The 18,948-nt window shown below is 51.5% G+C and carries 14 protein-coding genes; 7 read left to right on the top strand and 7 right to left on the bottom strand.

The genetic code is table 11. From position 1 onward, the window contains the following. Window positions 1-666: 666 nt before the first annotated feature. Window positions 667-1,428 (top strand): PRC-barrel domain-containing protein, encoded by a 762-nt coding sequence (locus EFB08_RS18165; RefSeq protein ID WP_123128385.1) that lies wholly within the window; start codon window positions 667-669, stop codon window positions 1,426-1,428. Window positions 1,429-1,570: 142 nt separating this feature from the next. Here the strand turns inward: EFB08_RS18165 and EFB08_RS18160 are convergent, their stop codons facing one another. Continuing rightward, complete coding sequence (locus EFB08_RS18160) at window positions 1,571-2,665, bottom strand: MBL fold metallo-hydrolase (protein ID WP_227006401.1); 1,095 nt, start codon at window positions 2,663-2,665, stop codon at window positions 1,571-1,573. A 20-nt stretch (window positions 2,666-2,685) separates the two neighbouring features. Then, window positions 2,686-2,931, bottom strand: coding sequence for a hypothetical protein (locus tag EFB08_RS18155; RefSeq protein WP_123128384.1), 246 nt, complete (start codon window positions 2,929-2,931; stop codon window positions 2,686-2,688). 259 nt (window positions 2,932-3,190) lie between these two features. Here EFB08_RS18155 and EFB08_RS18150 point away from each other — a divergent pair, with 259 nt between their 5' ends. Beyond that, the gene (locus EFB08_RS18150) at window positions 3,191-3,451 is read left to right on the top strand and encodes a hypothetical protein (RefSeq protein ID WP_123128383.1); all 261 of its coding nucleotides are present in this window, start codon (window positions 3,191-3,193) and stop codon (window positions 3,449-3,451) included. A gap of 95 nt (window positions 3,452-3,546) precedes the next feature. On the opposite strand, the gene EFB08_RS18145 is transcribed toward EFB08_RS18150, so the two are convergent. Beyond that, window positions 3,547-7,101 carry a BamA/TamA family outer membrane protein gene (locus tag EFB08_RS18145; RefSeq protein WP_165864958.1) on the bottom strand — a complete coding sequence of 1,185 codons (3,555 nt, stop codon included), beginning with the start codon at window positions 7,099-7,101 and terminating at the stop codon, window positions 3,547-3,549. Window positions 7,102-7,371: 270 nt separating this feature from the next. On the opposite strand from EFB08_RS18145, the gene EFB08_RS18140 reads away from it, so the two are divergent. Continuing rightward, window positions 7,372-7,923, top strand: a complete 552-nt coding sequence (locus EFB08_RS18140; protein ID WP_123128381.1) for a hypothetical protein — start codon at window positions 7,372-7,374, stop codon at window positions 7,921-7,923. 140 nt (window positions 7,924-8,063) lie between these two features. Here the strand turns inward: EFB08_RS18140 and EFB08_RS18135 are convergent, their stop codons facing one another. From EFB08_RS18135 to EFB08_RS18120, 4 genes are all read right to left on the bottom strand, one after another. Continuing rightward, the gene (locus EFB08_RS18135) at window positions 8,064-8,681 is read right to left on the bottom strand and encodes a very short patch repair endonuclease (RefSeq protein ID WP_227006400.1); all 618 of its coding nucleotides are present in this window, start codon (window positions 8,679-8,681) and stop codon (window positions 8,064-8,066) included. 53 nt (window positions 8,682-8,734) lie between these two features. Beyond that, entirely contained in the window at window positions 8,735-9,712 is a 978-nt protein-coding gene (locus EFB08_RS18130; protein ID WP_123128380.1) for a c-type cytochrome, read from the bottom strand. A 138-nt stretch (window positions 9,713-9,850) separates the two neighbouring features. Next, a complete protein-coding gene (locus EFB08_RS18125) occupies window positions 9,851-10,120 on the bottom strand; it encodes a hypothetical protein (RefSeq protein WP_125077793.1) in 270 nt (89 codons plus the stop codon). A 112-nt stretch (window positions 10,121-10,232) separates the two neighbouring features. Further along, a complete protein-coding gene (locus tag EFB08_RS18120) occupies window positions 10,233-10,505 on the bottom strand; it encodes a hypothetical protein (protein ID WP_123128378.1) in 273 nt (90 codons plus the stop codon). Between the two features lie 191 nt (window positions 10,506-10,696). Between EFB08_RS18120 and EFB08_RS18115 the strand changes: the two genes are divergently transcribed. The 4 genes from EFB08_RS18115 (at window position 10,697) to lpdA (ending at window position 18,837) form a co-directional block, all read left to right on the top strand. Further along, complete coding sequence (locus EFB08_RS18115; RefSeq protein ID WP_125077792.1) at window positions 10,697-12,313, top strand: hypothetical protein; 1,617 nt, start codon at window positions 10,697-10,699, stop codon at window positions 12,311-12,313. Window positions 12,314-12,836: 523 nt separating this feature from the next. Further along, entirely contained in the window at window positions 12,837-15,602 is a 2,766-nt protein-coding gene (locus EFB08_RS18110; RefSeq protein ID WP_123128376.1) for a 2-oxoglutarate dehydrogenase E1 component, read from the top strand. 87 nt (window positions 15,603-15,689) lie between these two features. After that, a complete protein-coding gene (gene odhB, locus EFB08_RS18105; RefSeq protein ID WP_123128375.1) occupies window positions 15,690-17,327 on the top strand; it encodes a 2-oxoglutarate dehydrogenase complex dihydrolipoyllysine-residue succinyltransferase in 1,638 nt (545 codons plus the stop codon). A 106-nt stretch (window positions 17,328-17,433) separates the two neighbouring features. Continuing rightward, window positions 17,434-18,837, top strand: a complete 1,404-nt coding sequence (gene lpdA / locus EFB08_RS18100) for a dihydrolipoyl dehydrogenase (RefSeq protein ID WP_123128651.1) — start codon at window positions 17,434-17,436, stop codon at window positions 18,835-18,837. The last annotated feature ends 111 nt before the right edge of the window (window positions 18,838-18,948 follow it).

The raw sequence follows: 18,948 nt of genomic DNA, 5'->3' as shown, positions 1-18,948 counted from the left end.
TTTCATGAAATCGGACCTGAAACACCTTTTTCTTTCTATAGTCTTTCCTTCGGATGAATTAAGTTATGCCGGAGGATTATTATCGAGTGTACACCCGCATAAATCAAACCTTTCTCCCTTTAGAAATTCAGAAGCCATTAACGGGTCAGGTGACTCGCGATTTTCCATTCTGGTTCAAGGTAAATCACCCTTTCAACAAGACGCTCAATGCCTTTCCGCAAGAAAATGGGAAGGTTCTGGTTTAAGGCCTGTTTCCTGAAAATGGCCTCTAAACCTTGATTTTGGGTTGAAATACCTCTGGCTAATTGGGTGGAAGGCGGGCAGTGAAGATGGCGTTGATTTCAGCCTGGAGCGGCGCGGTTCTAACCCCTTGAGTATAAACCTCTCTTGAAAAGCTTCGTACGCAATGATACGGTAATTACGTACGGACCTTAACAAACTAAAACTATGGCTGAAATAAACATTGAACCGAAAAAGCGTTCCAGTTGGGCGTGGATTATAGTGTTGCTGATATTGCTTGTGGTAGGATACCTGCTATACAAATACTTCTTTGAAGCGCAGGGCGGCAGTCCTGAGACCAGCGGAGCGCCTACGTCGGGGATGATCATGCCTATAGCTCCTGTTTTTCTGTCGTTTTGATATAAAGGAACCTAAAAGAGAGAAACCATGGCATATCATGCAAACGATGGGTTGCCCAGACTGGCGCCCTTACACGACTTGAAAGATTTCAAAGTTGCCAACAATAACCTCGATGTCAGAGGCTGGGAGGTAATTGGCTCTGACGGCAAACGCATTGGCAAAGTAGACGATCTCATTGTAGACCGCGAGCTGATGAAAGTACGCTACCTGGATGTAGACGTAGACAAAGACCGGGTACTACCTGACACCGATGCCCGCCATATTCTGGTGCCCATTGGCGCGGCCCAGTTAGACGATGACAGCGACCAGGTGTTCGTGGGCATGGATCAGATGTCTCTGTCTCGGTTTCCGTTCTACCGGGGCGGTGCCGTTGATGCAGACTATGAATACCGTGTGATGCACGCCATCACCAGCCCCAACGAAACCTACATGCAACAAACCACCTCGCATACTTCTCCCAACGCCGATTTCTACGGGCGCGAGCAGTTCAACGAGGATCGGTTCTACGGAAACCGGCACCAACATCACCAAAGCCATCCGCAGGACCAAAGCCACTTCCACACGTCCACGTCATCCACAGGCTCTAATCTGGGGTCTGGTTCTGGCTTGGGATCTGGCCATACCATAGGATCAACCTCCGGCTCTAACCTGAGTTCAGGTTCTAATCTAGATGGCCGCCCTGTGCAGGATGACATCGCCACCATTGAGCGGCTCCGTCAGATGCTGGAACAAGGTACCATTACCCAGGATGAATTCACGGCACTGAAACGCAAGGCCATTGGCTTGTAAACCAGAAATCCGTTTCAGGGTTGGTTTTAGAAAACCGGCCCTGAAACGGAATCTTGCAGAGTTAACCTGCCGGGAAATAAAAAAGGAGAGGGCACGCATAATAGCGTGCCCTCTCCTTTTTTATAAACGACCCAATCACCTCTTACGGATAATTGTTAGTGATGTTATCGTCCTGGTCATTACTGAAAGAGGCATGTTCCTGAACGTGGTGCTCAGACCCGTACGAACTGTGCGGATTGGCATATCCAGGCCAGGTTCTCTTCACGCGGGCGTAGGTTCTGTTTTTCTTCCGCTGGGTGAGGGCGTATGTTGCCAAACCAGCCAAAGCTACCAGGCCAGCAGTGGCTAGTACCTTGGGCACGGTGTTTCCCACGTTAGGCGGAAGCTGCACCACACCCCGCCGATCAGTGATGGCGGGTTCTGGTACGTAGCGTCCTTTGCTAGGAATAGCCAATTGATCAAATAACCGCGCCAGTTCTTCCAGGCCTTGTTTCAACTCCGGTCCTTGCATGGGCAAGCCGTGGCCGCTGGCAGCAATCTCAGGACTGAGGTCATGGAGCTTTCTCACCGAGGATCGGGCTGCTTCCCAGTCTGGCGTGAAATACGCGGGCGGGCCGCACACCTCCTGTTTCTGGGTGAGAACCGCCAGCGCAGACTCTGGTTTACGCGTCACAAAGGCATCTCCCACAATCAGCAACCGGTCCCGCTCCCTGAAAAAAGAAACGTGCCCCGGTGAATGGCCCGGCGTTTCCAGCCACTTCCACTCAGGCAGAAACGGAACCGATCCGTCTGAAGGAAGCAGCTCCAGCCGACCTTTGAAGGTGATGGGTTTCTTGGGGTAAATAAACGAAAGGTAGGCCATGCCGCCTCCGCCCACGCTGGAATCAGGTGGCGGGTAGCTAGACATACCGGTCAGGTACGGCAGTTCCAGCGGGTGCGCGTACACCGGCACCTGCCAGATATCAGCCAGGGTTTGCAGGGCGCCTACGTGATCAAAGTGGCCGTGCGTGAGCAGGATGGCCTTGGGCGGGTTGCCTTTGCCAAATTTGTCCTCGGCGGCTTTCCTGATTCTATCGGCGGAGCCGTACAAACCGGCATCTATCAGAACCCAGGATTTGTCTGGGTTCTCTACGTAGTACAGGTTCACGAAAACAATCTCCATGCCCATGACACCTGGTGCCACCGTAAAGCAGGAGTGCTGCTTTTGGCGCAGCACATTGGTCAGATGCTCTTCCATATCCATCCAGACAGGTAAGATTAACTATCCAGACGGCCAAATACGCTTAGTTCATCGCCGGTATCATGTCGGGAGTTATCATCGCCGTCGGTAGTTTTTCCGCCTTGGCCGCCCTGGCTGTTGCCGGGCTGCTGGCCACCCTGTTTAAAGCTGGCGTTGCCTTTGGCCTCGGCACCCGGCTCTTCAGAGGTGTTTTTCAGTTCATCCTGAGATTCTTTTCCGTTCGGCAGTTTTTCTTCTTCGTTATACTTATTGTCGTTTTCCATGGTGTAGTATGGTTTATAGTGTAAAAACAACTTGATACCGGGTAAACCGGCTTGTGTTTGTACGAGCAGATGAAAAAGTGGGTGTCTTCTGGTGGATAAATTCTAAGCCCCGAAGTTGGAAAAGTCAGTTTGGGTGCGTAAACTAGTCATATAGTACGCCGAGGTACATGTGATCTGGACGAAGGAGGTTAGAGAACCAAGCAAAGAAGAGAGTCATGTGTAGCCGGAATTTTTCTCACCTGTTTATAGTTAATAAGACATGGTAAATCTGATCTATCCACCTAACTATATGGCGGTATACGCGAAATGCATTGACGCCACCCTTCCTAGTTTTGATCCCGAAGAATGGATCAAAGAAGGACATGTATATGTTGTGAAGCATTTCACTGAGCCGCTCAACCAAGAGGAAGGAATGGCCGTGACCATCATTGACGAAGAGGGCGAAGAGATTCACCCATCACCGTCGCACTGGAGTTTCTCCTCTAACCGGTTTGAGCTATTCTCCATTTTCCTGAACTAAGTCTTTTAAGGCTCTTTTTCAGAAAAGACCATCAAAACAGAAAGGGCTGACCCACTAGGTCAGCCCTTTCTGTTTTAGAAGCCGTTGGCAACGCGTTAGAACTGGAACCCAGCCCGCACCAGGAACTGGCTTTGCTCCGGAGAGGCGGCGTAGCCCAGTGAAATGACAATCTGGTTTAGGGGCGAAATCCATAAACCGCCGCCATAACCCCGGTGCCATTTGTTTGAATCCTCGTTCTCCATCCAAACCCGCCCAATGTCATGGAACCCGAACAAACCCAAGGAGGCAGGGAAGAGGTAGGTGGTAAAACTGAACAAACGCAGGCGGGCTTCGGTGTTGTTGTAGAAGCTGCTCTGCCCGCTGAACCGGTTCCGGCGGTAGCCCCGCAAGGTGGTAGGGCCGTCCAGGAACTGCGCCTGGAAGAACTCAAACCCATCACCAAAGGTGTGCCCTCCGCCAAAGCGGGTGGCTAGGGTGAGCTTAAGGGGAATGCGCAAGGTCTGGTAAATGGCAAACTGCGAATGCACCCGCGCCACATCTGAAGAACGCTGATTCACGCCTTTGAGCGCATCTGCGGAAACCTGCCAGAAAACACCTTTGTCCGGTAGGGCTGGGTGGTTCCTTGAGTCAAGGGTGTATTCCAGACGAGCTCCGGCGTAGGATTTCTTCTCATAGTACCCCACTCCTTGCTCTGTTCCCTCTAACTGCTGATCCAGGAAACGGCCTGGTATGCGGTCTACGTTCACGATCTGGTAAGCTGGACCCACAAAGATGGTTTCGTATTCGCTCAGCTTTCGGCCTAGCAACGCGTTGGCGTAAAACTGCGAGGACTCAAACCGGTAGTAGTTGATGTCTATTTCCGGGTCAAAAGGACTCTCGTTGCCCAGACCGAAGAAGTTCTCGGCGTAGCCAGGGCTTTTGAAGTTCACGTTCAGTTTCAGGTCCAGACCCAACCTTAACCGGGGAAAATGCGCGGCATAATCTACCAAGAACGATTGGGTGTTGAAAGCGTAGCTGCCTACCAACCGCTGCATCATGCCGTACGGCTGTTTATTGAAGCCCTGGGTTTTCAGCAAAGCTCCACCGCCCAGCAAGAAACCATCGTCTCGGTTGTACTCAACGGAAGCCAGCGGCCCGAAGTAATTGTACACAAAGCTTCTGCGGTCATACACCGGCGTGTTGCGCAGGCGGGTGAGATTGCGGGACTCTGGGCCTAACTGCAACTGTGCGCCGTTTGGCTGGTCATACACATAGGTAAGCCGGCGAAGACCTTCCACGCTGGAGCTGTCGGTGATCTTGTCTTGGCCATCTCCCCCAATGATACGTACCCTGATGCCGTCCGCCGCGTGGCCCTGTACGCTGAACTCATCGGCGCCGCCTAAGCCGTACAGCCGTATCTCGCGGGTTTCGTCTGGTAGGAAACGCCGACGATACAGCTGGTCTGCCGGAGAGTTGCCTTCTTTTTTGTAGATGGTGACCAGGGTGACCCCTCCGGCCTCGCGCTGTACTTCAAAGCGTTCGTCCAGGTCGGTGCCTGCCACGTCTACTTTCTGAGCCAGGAACTCATAATAATCCTCGGCATCGCGCTTGATGTAGGCGCGGCGGGCTTTCAGGGTATTGGCCAAACGGGCACCGGAGATTTTCTGGATCTCGGGCGGTAACTGGCGCACGGCGTTTTCAATGGCTTCATCGGTAAGCCCGGCCCGTACAGAGTCTGCCATGGCAATCCAGTCAGCGCGTTCCAGGGCGGTGAGGAAGTAGCGGTCAAAGTAGCGGTTGTTGAAGTTGAAACCTTTGATGTCGCGCAGGCTTTCGTCAAACCCTTGTACTTTGGGCAATATCCAGCGGCGGCTGGCAATGTTGGGAATCACGCCCTGGTTCACGAAGAAGGCCTGGTCGCGGTCGCGCGGAATGGGCTTGTAGATTTTACCTTTCCCTTCTTTCTTGAATTCGGCCCAGCGCCATTGGTCATCGTGGCGGTCCCAGTCAGCGATGAAGAAATCCAGGAGGCGGGCCCGCAGCAAACTCATCTGGTCCACCTGATCGTTCTGGTCCTCTAAAGTGTTTTCCAGTACTTTGTCAGTGCCCACCACGTTTTTGGAATTCCCGAAACTGGCCAAGTCAGACATGTCTTCATCTGGGCGCTCCTCAAACAGGCCAATGGTGTTGGCAAACCCTTTCAGGTACTTGCCAAAACGCGGATCATCTGGGATAATGAAGTATTTGGGGTTGGTATGGTACACGCCCACGGCATCGGACAAGGTAGGAACCACCAGCGAACCGTACGGGTGCGAGGCCGAGATCTGATCTTTCACCACATCGGCAGCCAGAGTCTGGCGCAGGATGCGGGGCAAGGCGGCATCGGGGTATTTTTCCACCGACCGTAGCACGTACTGGCGGCCGGTGCTGTCTTCCAGACGCAGGGACACCGTCTGGAAACCGCCTCCCCGCTGGACTACTTTCAAGCCGCCGTTTTGGGTGCCGATATCGAAAACGGGCAAGGAAACGGGAGTTTGCCACTCAGGCCGGTAGTTCTCGCCTAAAAGCCATTCCCGGAAACCACTGGCCTTGTAGACCTCGCTGGCGGGCAGGGCACTGGTCTTGCCGGCAAAGTTCAGGTTCAGCTTCTTAGTTTGTTCTTCCAGCTGTTTCTGGGTGGGTTTGCGGGAAAGCAGCGCGCGGTGAGCCACTTGTCCTTGGGTGCTTTGGGCATCCTGGGCGGTCCAGATTTCCAGCCAGGTTTCTCCGTTAGGAAAGTACAGCACCTTGGCAAATCCCGCAGAAGCCTTTGAGAAAAGGGGCTCGCTTTTACCCGGCGACGGAAGCTTTTTCATGCCTACTCCAGTGCTCACGTAGTGAATGCTGTCCTGGGCGGAATAGGCCAGGGCGGCGGAGTTTCCTTCGGCGTGAAGCAACCCTTTGTGCTGGGTGTACATCTGGGCCAACTGCCGGTGCATGAGGCGGTACTCCAGGGTTTTCATCTCGGGGGAGATACTCACGGCTACCAGCAGGTTTTTCTCTTCGTTGCTGCGCAGCACGTCATCCAGGGCCGCCAGCGTGGCGGTGCCTCCGGTGGTGGGGCAGCCTCGTTGCTCGTCTTCGTCGTCCATGCGGCGGTTGGGCATGAGCCACTGGGTGTCCAGCAGAAGCAGGTGCACGTCATCCGTTAAGGCTACTTCGGCGGGGCCGGGGCAGTAGTTCTCAGGCTGAATCAGTTTCTCGTTCTGCAGGTACTGTGAGATGAACCGCTCTTGGTTTCTCACTCCGGTTAAAAGGCGGCCTTTGGCGTCATGTTCGCCGGGCATCAGAATGAGCTTGCCTTCGTAGCCTTGCAGGTACGCCAGTTGTTTCTGCAGTTGGGCTTCCAGTTCTTTACGGTTAGGAGCCGAAACAGCGGGCAAGGTGGCAGGCTGAAACGGATTGCCCATAAATACCACAGCGCTGTTTTTGCCGGCGCTTTTCAGTTGTTCCTGCAACAACGGTAAAGGAGCCGATGGGCCCTGGCCTGGCGCCCATCGGCCGGTCAGAACTACCGTATAGGAAGGCGATCCCGAAGGAAGGGAAGGCAATTGTGCCCAGGCCATGGCCGGAAACAAACACCAGATGCATAGTTGAAGCAGGATTACCCTTGGGGGTAAAAATTCTCTCATGGTCATTATCTTAGATGCTGGCAGCTCCCTCGGTTTTGGCCTCTTTTGGTGAAAACAAGGCTAAAACAGCAGGAGCCCTTTAGGAATACATTGGGGGTATCCAGTCACGTTTGCCGCTGTTTACGCAGTTTGGGGCGGTTTAGGTTAAGAAGATAGCTTTTTTTGAATTTTAAGTACCAACGGAGAGCCAGCCGAAGGAAAATTCCAGAAAGATGCCCTTGGTGGAATAACTTGCCCGCTTTGCTTGTTCTACCTGAAGAGAACAGAAGTATGCCCGCCTTAGAAAAAGACCTGCGCAAAGCCATTCTGGCGTTACCCGCCGCCCGCAAAGACAAACTATTGATTCAGTTATTGACTCCCAACCTGCTGCTGCAGGAACAGTTGAAGTTTGAGCTGCTGGAAGGTCCCGAAGCGTTAGATTTCAGGAGAGAGGCCTTGGCGGAACAAGTGCAAGCCATTGCCAAAGGTTTCTATTACAATGCCTCTGACCTGCTGAATTGCCTGCGGCAACTGTGCCCGCCTCTGAGCTACCACACCAAAGTCACCGGCGATGTATACGGCGAAATCAACCTGCTTTTATTGCTTTTGCAGCAGGTGCTGGAACACCAGCAGGAGAAACTACAAGTGCTTACCGGCGCCAACGAGGCGCTTTGCCTTTTCCTGGCCAAACGAACCGAGGAGGTTCTGCACAAACTGGAGAAATTGCACGAAGACCTGCACTTAGAATTTGTTGATCAAGTAAACGAACTGCTTCCTGCGCTACACGCCTCCGCCGCTGGATATGCTGCCCGAAAAGCCGGTGTTCCGGTACGCTGGAAATAAGTCAATTCCGAGGGAGAAAGTGAATTGTTGGGCAGGTTTTGCTGATGGTCATTTCGGGGCTGTTTTCTGGAAAGGAGCCCTGAAACGAGAAAGCCTTAAAGCCTTGCTGCTTTTCAAAGCAATGATGCCCGGCAAAGAGTTTACGCGGCCTCCAGCCAGTAGCTTTCCGGCACTCCTTTGTGCAGCCCTTTGATGGTGAAGAGACAACCCTCCAGATCAGTGTGCAGTTGACAGGCCCAGATGACCAACACCTGCCACCCCATGGCTCTCAGTTTTTCCCGATGCCGTTTGTCCCGTTCCTGGTTTCGGGTGAATTTCTCCGTCCAGAAAGGAACGTTGGTTTTAGGCAGGGCAGGTAGACAATGAGGGCATCGGTGCCAGAAACAACCGTGGATGAAGATCGCGAGCTTCCGGCCAGGATAGCAGATATCGGGCTTGCCCGGCAATGTTTTCCAGTGCAGACGATAGCCGCGTAGCCCGCCATGCCAAAGCGCCCGACGCAGCAGAAGTTCGGGTTGGGTGTGCTTGGCCTTGTTGCCGCGCATGTACCGGCTAATGCGTTCCTGGGTGGTAAGCAGCGTAGGTTCTGCGGGGACGTATTTCTTCTTTTTCTTGGGCATACCGGTGAGCGTGTGCAAAGAAAACACCATTGCCCGAAGGAGAGTGCCGTTGAAGTTGCCTTTCTTCCGGGTTCCTGGGGCGAAGTTTTCGCAAACCCTTACAAAAAGAGAAAGCCGTTTTAAGGTTGTTTTCTGCAAAACAACCTTAAAACGGCTCCTGAAAAAAGGAAGTAAGGCTAAAACTACCTTTGTTAATTTTTGGTGAACTTGGTGACTTTGTGGTTTACCGCGGGAATACTTTGCAGGTACACATAAATGGCTTCCAGATCTTCGCGCTCCATGCCAGCGAACATGGTCCAGGGCATGATGGTGTTGAACTCACCCTTGCCAACCGCCTGATTTTGCGAAGCAGAGTCTGCGTACAACTTAAACCTGCTCACAAAAGCCTCTTTTGTCCAGTTGCCAATGCCGGTGGCCTTATCCGGAGTAATGTTGGCAGAATAGACCGTGATGCCTCCGGGTAACGGAAATTCCATGCCCCCGGCATATTCCATCCCGGCAATGTTCTGGCCTTTTGCCTTCTGGGTATGGCAATCAACGCAGGCGGCGGCGGTTATCAGGTATTTTCCATAGGAGACCTGATCTGATTTGTCTGGGATGGGGTGAAACTCTGCTTTCTTAGGAATGGTGTTCAGAATAAAGCTCATGGCATAATCCGGCTGCGAGGGTGGTACCTTGTTTTCAATGGCGGGCAACGTGCGGATGTAGGCGATTACGGCTTTGATGTCTTCCTCGGCTAACTGGCCGTACAAGGGGTGGGGCATCACGGGGAAAAGGGCTTTCCCGTATTTGGTTACCCCTGAGGTGATGGCCCTGAAGATCTCCCCATCGGTCCAGTGACCTATACCGGCGGGTGTAATGTTAGGAGCGTAAAACGTGCCAGGAAACCCCAGTTCCTTTGGAAATTCCTCCCCGCCTTTGCCCCACGTTCCCTCCTTGAGAGGGGCAGCAAATTTGGTCCAATCACGTTCAGAGTGGCAACCTATGCAGGACATGACGTGGTGCGCCAGGTATTTTCCTCTAGCCAACCGCTCTTCAGTAGCTCCGATTTTTAGGTCGGGTGCTTCCCCTACATTGGGCAGGGCTAGTTTTACATACGCCAAAGCAGAAAGCACTACAAACAGCAGGCTACCCACTCCCAAGAGAATGATTTTCTTTGCTTTTTTCATGCGTCATTTAGCTAAGTAGCGGAATATGACGCAATTATATAAATATGATAATAAAAAACTATAAAATTCCAAACTGAGACTGAAACAAAAAGCCCCGCTTATACCTATAAGCGGGGCTCCCTGAAGGAATAGTTTAACCTACGGACGAACTTCTTCTGCGTCCTGGAACTGGTTGCTGCTGCCATAAGAAACCAGCACAATAGCACCAATGGCTACCGCTGCTACAGACAGAACCAATTGAATAGGGCTCATCTTCTGTCTTACTGTCAATAACATTCTGCCAGCATCAGAAAGCAGGTCAGGCAGCACATCGTGGTTGCCTTGGTAGACACTTACAATAGATTCAACGGTTCTGGCGAAGTCTTTTGGCTGTACTACCTGAGGAGATGTATTTGGTGTTTGTTCCATAGTGGTATTCTCTTGAAGGTTGGGTTTGTAAAGTAAAAATCCCGGCCTGCCTTCATGGCAAGCCGGGATTTTTATACGCAAATAAAACGGGTTAGGTCAATCTTTTTTTAAGTTAGCCAATCCGCCCGCCGGCGCTCTGCACGGCTTCGTTTATTTTCTGGATGATCTTGTCTGGGCTGAACATCATGCTGGCCGGGAAACTTACCTGTACATTGTTGATCTGCAGCGTTTGCGAATTCTCCTCATAGGCATAGTCGGCGGTTACGCCTTGTTTAGACACGCGTCCGTTGGTGCCGGCCAGCTCAATGCCAGCAGCTCCTAATTTGCTTCTGAGGTTGTTGTACAGTTCTGGAGTAATGCCAGAGTAGGTAGCGCTGTTTGCCATAAAGGTAGAATTTAGGTTGTAGTAGAATGATTTAACGCAGGAGGCAAAAGCAAGGTTAACCTTTGCCCCGAAGCTTAAAGATATATGTTTTCTGGCGGTTTCCCGTAAAAGAAGCGGGCAGACTTTCGTTCTTCGGCCTGAACCTTTCACCTCTAATTAAGGTAAAGGTGAACTTTAAATCGAACGCCTACATGAAGAGAAGGATTTTACTGGCATTGGTGGGAGTGCTTGTCCTGTATGGATTAGTGACCTTCTTTTTTGCCGATCCCGTTCCTGACGGGAGAATTCCTTCGTCTGCCATCTTTGGTGATAACAGCCTTTTGCAGCATCCGCAGGACTGTGTTTTGGTAAGCGCCGGAAGCCATTACCAGCGCAGCAAAGCCGGTGAGTTCTTCCTGGGCAAGCATTATAGGGAGGTGTGGGCCGTGCCAGTCAAGGCCAAGGTTTTTCACATGAATGAGGTTGAGGGCGGGCTTTCCATTGAGAAACTGGGCGGCGGCATGCAAACCACCAGCCTCACCCTCACCGACAAAACAGGGCGGCGCTTTGCCCTGCGCTCCGTGGATAAAGACCCCATTCAGGTGCTCCCTGCTTTCTGGCGCAAAACTTTTATAGGTTCTTTTGTGCGTGACCAAGTGTCAGCTACCAACCCGTATGCGGCTTTAGTGGTGCCGCCGCTGGCCAAAGCTGCCCAGGTTTTCCATTCTTCGCCCAAGCTGGTGTACGTGCTTCCCGCAGACCAGGACTTCAAGCAGTATTCCAACCTTTTCGGGAGCAAGCTTTTCCTGATGGAGGAGAAATTCACGTCCCGGGCATCAGTAGCGAAGGAGCTTGGTGCCGCTACCCAGGTAGTGGATACCGATCAAATGCTGCACCGTCGCTTCCAGTCTAGCCGACACCGCATAGACCAATGGGCGTTTGCCCGGGCCCGCCTGCTGGATCTGCTGCTCAGTGACTGGGACCGCCACGAAGGACAATGGGATTGGGCTGCCTTTAATCAGGAAAACGAGATCTGGTACAAACCCATTCCCAAGGACCGGGACCAGGCGCTTTGCCTTTATGATGATGGATTAATTCCCTGGCTGGCTACCCGTAAATTCGCGGCCCGCAAGTTTGAGTCTTTCCACCCCAAGTTCAAAGACGTGTTTGGCCTCACCATCAATGCCGCTTTCCTGGATGCCCGAGCTTTGTCTGAGGTGTCTTTGGTGGATTTTAGAAGGCTGGCCCGCGAGATGCAAGTGGCTTTATCAGACTCAGTGTTGCGGGTGGCTGCCCATCGCCTGCCTCCGCCGGTGTATGCCCTGATAGGCGAGGAAACCTTCCAAAAGCTGAGAAGCCGCCGACAGTTGCTGGTACAAACCGCCGAGGAATATTATAAAATTCTGGCCAAAGAAGTAGCCGTAGTAGGTGCCGATGAACCCGAACGGTTTGTAGTACAGCGGCTCTCGCAAGGAAAAACGGTGGTGGAGGTGTACCGCCTGGGGAAAGGAAATATCAACATCGCCAAAGTGTACAGCCGAACTTTCTTCGCCGATGAGACCCAGCAGATCAACCTATATGGCCTAAAAGGAGACGACATTTTTGACATCAGCGGCTCCGCTGGAAAGGGAAGCTATGTGACTATCTACGGCGGTGCCGGAAAAGACCAGGTAACCGATAAATCAAATGTGGAAGGCTGGCGAAAGAAAACGGTAGTGGTAGATGACAAAAAAGGCGTTCTAGTGCAAGCAGGCCCCATTACCGAAACCGAACTATCTGCAACTCCAACAGACGTTCCTGCTTTTGTGCGGGTTCGCCTGCGAGAATAGACCTGGTTCCTTTTTGGGCCTGTTTTCCTGAAAACCCCTCCTAAACACAATTATTCTTCAATGTAGAATATATGGTAATCGCCCTATGTTGTCTACTCGCAGCATTTCTTTGATGATGCCCCCTCCAGTAAACCCAAGTAGGTGCAGTGGTAATCTTCTTCTCTGCCTGAACTTCCTACCCTGTGACATACTAAATCATTCCACTTGCTGTTGGATATATGACCTTTCTCCTGCTGTGAGTTAAGGTTTGAAATTGAATATTGGAAAGAAAGGGAGAAAATAAGGGAATATAAAGGTGACTTCTGATAAAGGTTTGTCTCTTATCTATTTATCTATAATTTCGCCAAAATCAAATTTTTTCACGTATCCCATACATGAGATTTATACGCATAGGCTATTGCTGCAGAAACTTAATATAAATTTGGTAATGGGGGTTATATATTTGCCTATGCGAATTTAAGGTTATGTGTATTGCTGAGGATTTTATAATTTGCCGAAACTAAGGCATGTACTATCAATTTTTATGGATAAATACTCATATATAGCCAACGCACACGGAGCGTACATTGATGAACTGTACAAGCAGTATCAGCAAGACCCTGCTTCAGTGGATTTTGGTTGGCAGAAATTTTTTGAAGGATTTGATTTCTCCCAAACCTATCCGAACGGAAACGGTCAGGCAACCACTGCGGCGGCTCCTACAACTGCGCCAGCAACTGGGGCAACTGCTTCTGCAAGTGAAATAGAGAAGGAAATCCAGGTGCGTAATCTGATTTACGCCTACCGCTCCCGTGGTCACCTGCGCTCTAACACGAACCCGGTTCGTCCGCGCAAAGACAGGAAGGCCTTGCTAGACCTGAAAGACTTTGGTCTGTCTGAGGCTGATTTAGATACTAAATTCCAGAGCGGCGCTGAGCTGGGCTTAGGTGCCGCTACATTGCGCGACATCCTGGCTACCCTGAAGAAAGTATATGAAGGAACCATCGGGTTTGAGTTCATGTACATCCGGGACCCAGAGGTTTTGACCTGGTTTAAGGAAAAGGCCGAGAAAGAGTCGGTGAACTTTAACCCATCAGTTGACTATAAAAAACGCATTCTGTCTAAGTTGAATGAGGCAGTGGTGTTTGAAAACTTCCTGCATACCAAATTCTTGGGTCAGAAGCGTTTCTCTCTGGAAGGTGGCGAAACCACTATTCCGGCGTTAGATGCCATCATTGACAAAGGCTCTGAACTGGGCGTAGAGGAAGTGGTGATTGGGATGGCGCACCGCGGCCGTTTGAACGTGCTGGCCAACATCATGGGTAAAACCTACGAGCAAATCTTCTCTGAATTTGAGGGAACTGCCGTGCCGGATTTAACCATGGGCGATGGTGACGTGAAATACCACATGGGCTTCTCCAGCGAGGTAAACACCCCATCCGGCGGAAAAGTAAACCTGAAACTGGCTCCAAACCCTTCGCACTTAGAAGCGGTGAACCCAGTGGTGGAAGGTTTTGTGCGCGCCAAATTGGATTCCATGTATGGCCGTGACACCAACAAGATTCTTCCTATCCTGATTCACGGAGATGCGGCCGTAGCCGGACAAGGTATTGGCTATGAGGTAACCCAGATGGCAAACCTGGAAGGCTACAGCACTGGCGGTACCATCCACTTCGTGATTAATAACCAGGTTGGTTTCACCACCGACTTTGAAGACGCTCGTTCTTCTATCTACAGCACCGATTTAGCTAAAATCATTGACGCACCAGTTCTGCACGTAAACGGTGACGACCCGGAAGCAGTGGTATTTGCCGTGCGTTTAGCAACTGAGTACCGTCAGCGTTTCCACAATGATATCTTCATTGACATGGTGTGCTACCGCCGCCATGGCCACAACGAGGCAGATGAGCCTAAATTCACCCAACCGCAACTGTACAACCTCATCTCCAAGCACGATAACCCACGGGAAGTCTATAATAAGGAGTTGATTAGACGCGGTGAGTTGGACGCGAAAGTAGCCGAGGAGATGGACAAAGAGTTCCGTCAGATGTTGCAAGACCGTCTGGATATGGTGAAGCAAAAGCCATTGCCGTACAACTACCAGGTATTGGAGAAAGAGTGGCAAGAGCTGCGTCGTTCAAAACCAGAAGATTTCAACCAATCACCAGAAACCGGTATCTCCGCTGAGGCGATTGAGAAAGTGGGCAAGGCTTTAACTACGCTGCCAGAAAACTTTAAGCCGCTGAAGCAGATTGAGAAACTGACCAAAGAGCGCCAAGACATGTTCTTCAACAGCCGCTCTCTGAACTGGGCTTCGGCTGAATTGCTGGCCTATGGCTCTATCTTGTTAGAAAACAAAATTGTGCGCATGAGCGGCCAGGACGTGCAGCGGGGTACTTTCTCGCACCGTCACGCCGTGTTGCACGATGCCAATACCAGCGCCGCTTATACCAACCTGAACCACATTCAGGAGAATCAGCAAAAGCTGCAGATTTATAACTCCCTGCTGTCTGAGTACGGCGTACTTGGCTTTGAATTCGGTTACGCCATGGCCAACCCCAATGCCCTGGTGCTTTGGGAAGCGCAGTTCGGTGACTTTGCCAACGGCTCGCAGGTAATGATAGACCAGTTCATCTCGTCTACTGAATCTAAGTGGCAGCGGATGAACGGTGTGGTAATGTTGTTGCCACACGGATACGAAGGCCAGGGACCAGAGCACTCCAATGCTCGTCCTGAGCGCTTCCTGCAGTTGGCCGCCGAGTACAACATGTACGTGACCCAGTGTACTACCCCGGCAAACTTCTTCCACATGCTGCGTCGTCAGTTGGCAACGCCGTTCCGGAAGCCGTGTATCCACATGTCGCCTAAATCTATGCTGCGTCACCAGAACGTGATGTCGCCGCTGGAAGACTTCATGCAAGGCTCGTTCCAGGAAGTGTTGGGAGATACCTTCGCTGAGGCTAAAGCCGTGAAGAAGGTGTTGCTGTGTACCGGTAAAGTGTACTATGACCTGCTGGAGGAACAACAGAAAACCAACCGCAAAGACGTGGCCATCATCCGTCTGGAGCAGCTGCATCCGTTCCCGCAAGTACAGTTGGAACGTGAGTTGAGCAAGTATCCGAATGCACAGATTTTCTGGGTACAAGAAGAGCCGTACAACATGGGTGCCTGGACCTATATCCTGAGCGTAATGCGCAAAGGCATTGACGACGTGGTTTCCCGTAAGCCAAGCTCTTCGCCTGCTACTGGTTACAACAAAATCCACCAGAAAGAGCAACGTGCGGTAGTAGAAAAAGCATTCAGCATTTAAGTAAATCATACGTCCGCTTAGGGCCTGTTTTCCTAAAACAGGCCCTAAGCGGACTTTTAACAACATAACTTAATCTAAAAAGAGATTATGGCATTAGACGTAAAAGTGCCGGTAGTGGGCGAATCCATCACGGAGGTAACCATTGCCAAGTGGCTCAAACAAGATGGCGACCAAGTGGCCATGGACGAGGTAATCTGCGAACTGGAATCAGACAAAGCTACCTTTGAGTTGCCCGCTGAGGCTGCCGGTATCCTAAGAATAAAAGCCCAGGAAGGTGACACCATTGCCATTGGCGAAGTAATCTGTAGCATTGATGGAGCCGGACAAGGTGCTTCTACGCCTCAGCCTACCACTGTTTCAACGCAGCACAGCCTTACTGAATCTAAATCAGTAACCGACCCGCAGAGCACCGTGGCTGCTGAGAACACGCCAAGCCAGGGCATTCCTAACCAACCGCAAGGTGGTGGAGCCGGGCAGACTTTGGAAGTGAAAATTCCAACTGTAGGTGAGTCTATCTCTGAGGTAACTATCTCCAAATGGCTCAAAGCCGATGGCGACCAGGTGTCTATGGACGAGGTTCTTTGCGAACTGGAGTCTGACAAAGCTACGTTTGAACTTCCGGCTGAAGCGGCTGGTGTTTTGAGAATTGTGGCTCAGGAAGGTGATACTGTAGAGATTGGTGCTACCATCTGCCGCATTGAAGTAGGTGCCGGTTCAGGCGTTTCTACTGCTCCGGCTCCACAGACGGTAACATCTGCTCAGCCAGCCCAAGCTGCATCTGCTGCTACGTCAGGTGCTACTACCTACGCCAGCGGTACCCCATCACCAGCCGCCGGTAAAATTCTTTCTGAAAGAGGAATTAACGCTGCTGACGTGAACGGCACTGGTCGTGACGGACGCATCACCAAAGAAGACGCGCAAAACGCCCAAGCTCGTCCGGCTGCTCCGGCACCACAACCTGCCGCCGCTTCTGCTGCTCCAGCTGCCAAAGAATCTGCTGCTCCGGCTCCGGCCGCTCCAGGTTCCCGCAACAGCCGTCGCGAGAAAATGACCAGCTTGCGTAAAACCGTAGCTCGTCGTTTAGTAGCGGTGAAAAATGAAACGGCCATGTTGACTACTTTCAATGAGGTTGACATGAAGCCAATCATGGACATCAGGGCCAAATACAAAGACAAGTTCAAAGAGAAGCACGAAGTAGGTTTAGGCTTCATGTCGTTCTTCGTGAAAGCTTGTACGGTTGCCCTGCAAGAGTGGCCAGCGGTAAACGCCCAGATTGACGGTGCCGAGATTGTGTACAACGATTTCTGCGACGTTTCCATCGCGGTATCTGCGCCTAAAGGTCTGGTGGTTCCGGTTATCCGTAACGCCGAAGGCCTGAGCTTAGACGGTATTGAGAAAGAAGTGGTTCGTCTGGCTAAGCGTGCCCGCGAAAACAAACTGGGTATTGATGAGATGACCGGAGGTACCTTCACCATCACCAACGGTGGGGTGTTCGGGTCTATGATGTCTACGCCAATCATCAACGCTCCACAGTCAGCTATCCTAGGTATGCACAACATCGTGAACCGTCCGGTAGCTATTAACAACCAGGTGGAAATCAGACCAATGATGTACCTAGCGCTTTCTTATGACCACCGTATCATTGACGGTCGTGAGTCGGTTAGCTTCCTGGTGCGTGTGAAAGAGTTGCTGGAAGATCCAATGCGTTTATTGCTGGGAGTCTAAACTTGCGCTTTACGCGTGAATTCGTAAAAATGGGTTAAAAACGAAAGGCTCCGTGCTGCTGGACAAGAGCGGGTACGGAGCCTTTCTTCACATAAAAAGAAAGAACATGAAATACGATGTAACAGTAATCGGTTCCGGTCCTGGAGGCTACGTGGCAGCTATCCGCTGTGCGCAGTTGGGTCTGAAAACCGCCATTATTGAGAAATATTCAGTGTTGGGTGGTACTTGCCTGAACGTAGGCTGTATTCCGTCTAAAGCGTTGTTAGATTCATCTGAGCACTTCCACAATGCCGCGCATACGTTCAAAACGCACGGCATTGAGATAGAGAACCTGCGGGTGAACCTGGAGCAGATGATTGCCCGCAAAAGCGATGTAATCAAGTCTAACAACGACGGGATTGCGTACCTCATGAAGAAGAACAAGGTAGACGTGTACAACGGCCTTGGCTCTTTCGTGAACAAGAACACCATCAAGATTACGGGTCAGGATGGCGCCGAGCAGCAGATTGAGACCGACAAGGCCATCATCGCGACAGGTTCTAAACCAATCAATTTGCCGTTCCTGCCGGTTGATAAAAACCGCATCATTACGTCTACTGAGGCCTTGACCTTGAAAGAAGTACCGAAGCACCTGATCGTGATTGGCGGAGGGGTGATTGGTTTGGAGTTAGGTTCTGTGTATGCTCGTTTGGGCGCGAAAGTGTCTGTAGTGGAATACACAGATGCCATCATCCCAACCATGGACCGTTCCCTTGGAAAAGAATTACAGCGCGTGTTGAAAAAGACATTGGGCTTTGAGTTCTTCTTTGGGCACAAAGTAACCGGAGCCGAGGTACAGGGCGAAGGCGTAAGAGTGACCGCTGAGTCTCCAAAAGGCCAGACCGTCACGTTTGAAGGTGACTACTGCTTGGTATCCGTTGGTCGTAAGCCGTACACCGAAGGCTTAGGCTTAGAGAACGCGGGTGTACAGTTGGGTGAGCGCGGCATGATTGCCGTGGATGATCACCTGCAAACCAACGTACCGGGCATTTACGCCATTGGCGACGTGATCAGAGGTGCTATGCTCGCGCACAAAGCCGAGGAAGAAGGTGTTTTGGTCGCTGAGATCATGGCGGGCCAGAAACCGCACATCAACTACAACCTGATCCCGGGCGTGGTGTACACCTGGCCAGAAGTGGCGGGCGTAGGTTTCACCGAGGAGCAGTTAAAGCAGCAAGGCACCGCCTACAAAGTTGGCTCCTTCCCGTTCAAAGCCTCGGGTCGCGCCAAAGCGTCTATGGACACTGATGGTTTCGTGAAGGTATTGGCTGATGCCCAAACCGATGAGATCCTGGGCGTGCACATGATCGGACCCCGCATCGCGGATTTGATTGCGGAGGCTGTCGTGGCCATGGAATTCCGGGCTTCCGCCGAGGACATCGCGCGTATGAGCCACGCGCACCCCACCTACACCGAAGCCATGAAAGAAGCTTGTTTGGCGGCAACTGAGAACAGAGCCATCCATATCTAAATCTTTTCTTGTTTAAATAAAGAGGCCATTTCTGAAAGGAAGTGGCCTCTTTATTTTAAAGCGTTTATGGCCTGTTTTCTTAGAAGCAGGCCATAAACGCTTTTTTTTAGA

Source organism: Rufibacter latericius (assembly GCF_003721515.1).
GTDB lineage: Bacteria > Bacteroidota > Bacteroidia > Cytophagales > Hymenobacteraceae > Nibribacter > Nibribacter latericius.
Note: the sequence above shows the minus strand (reverse complement) of the source record. Positions and strands in the feature narration are given on the sequence as shown.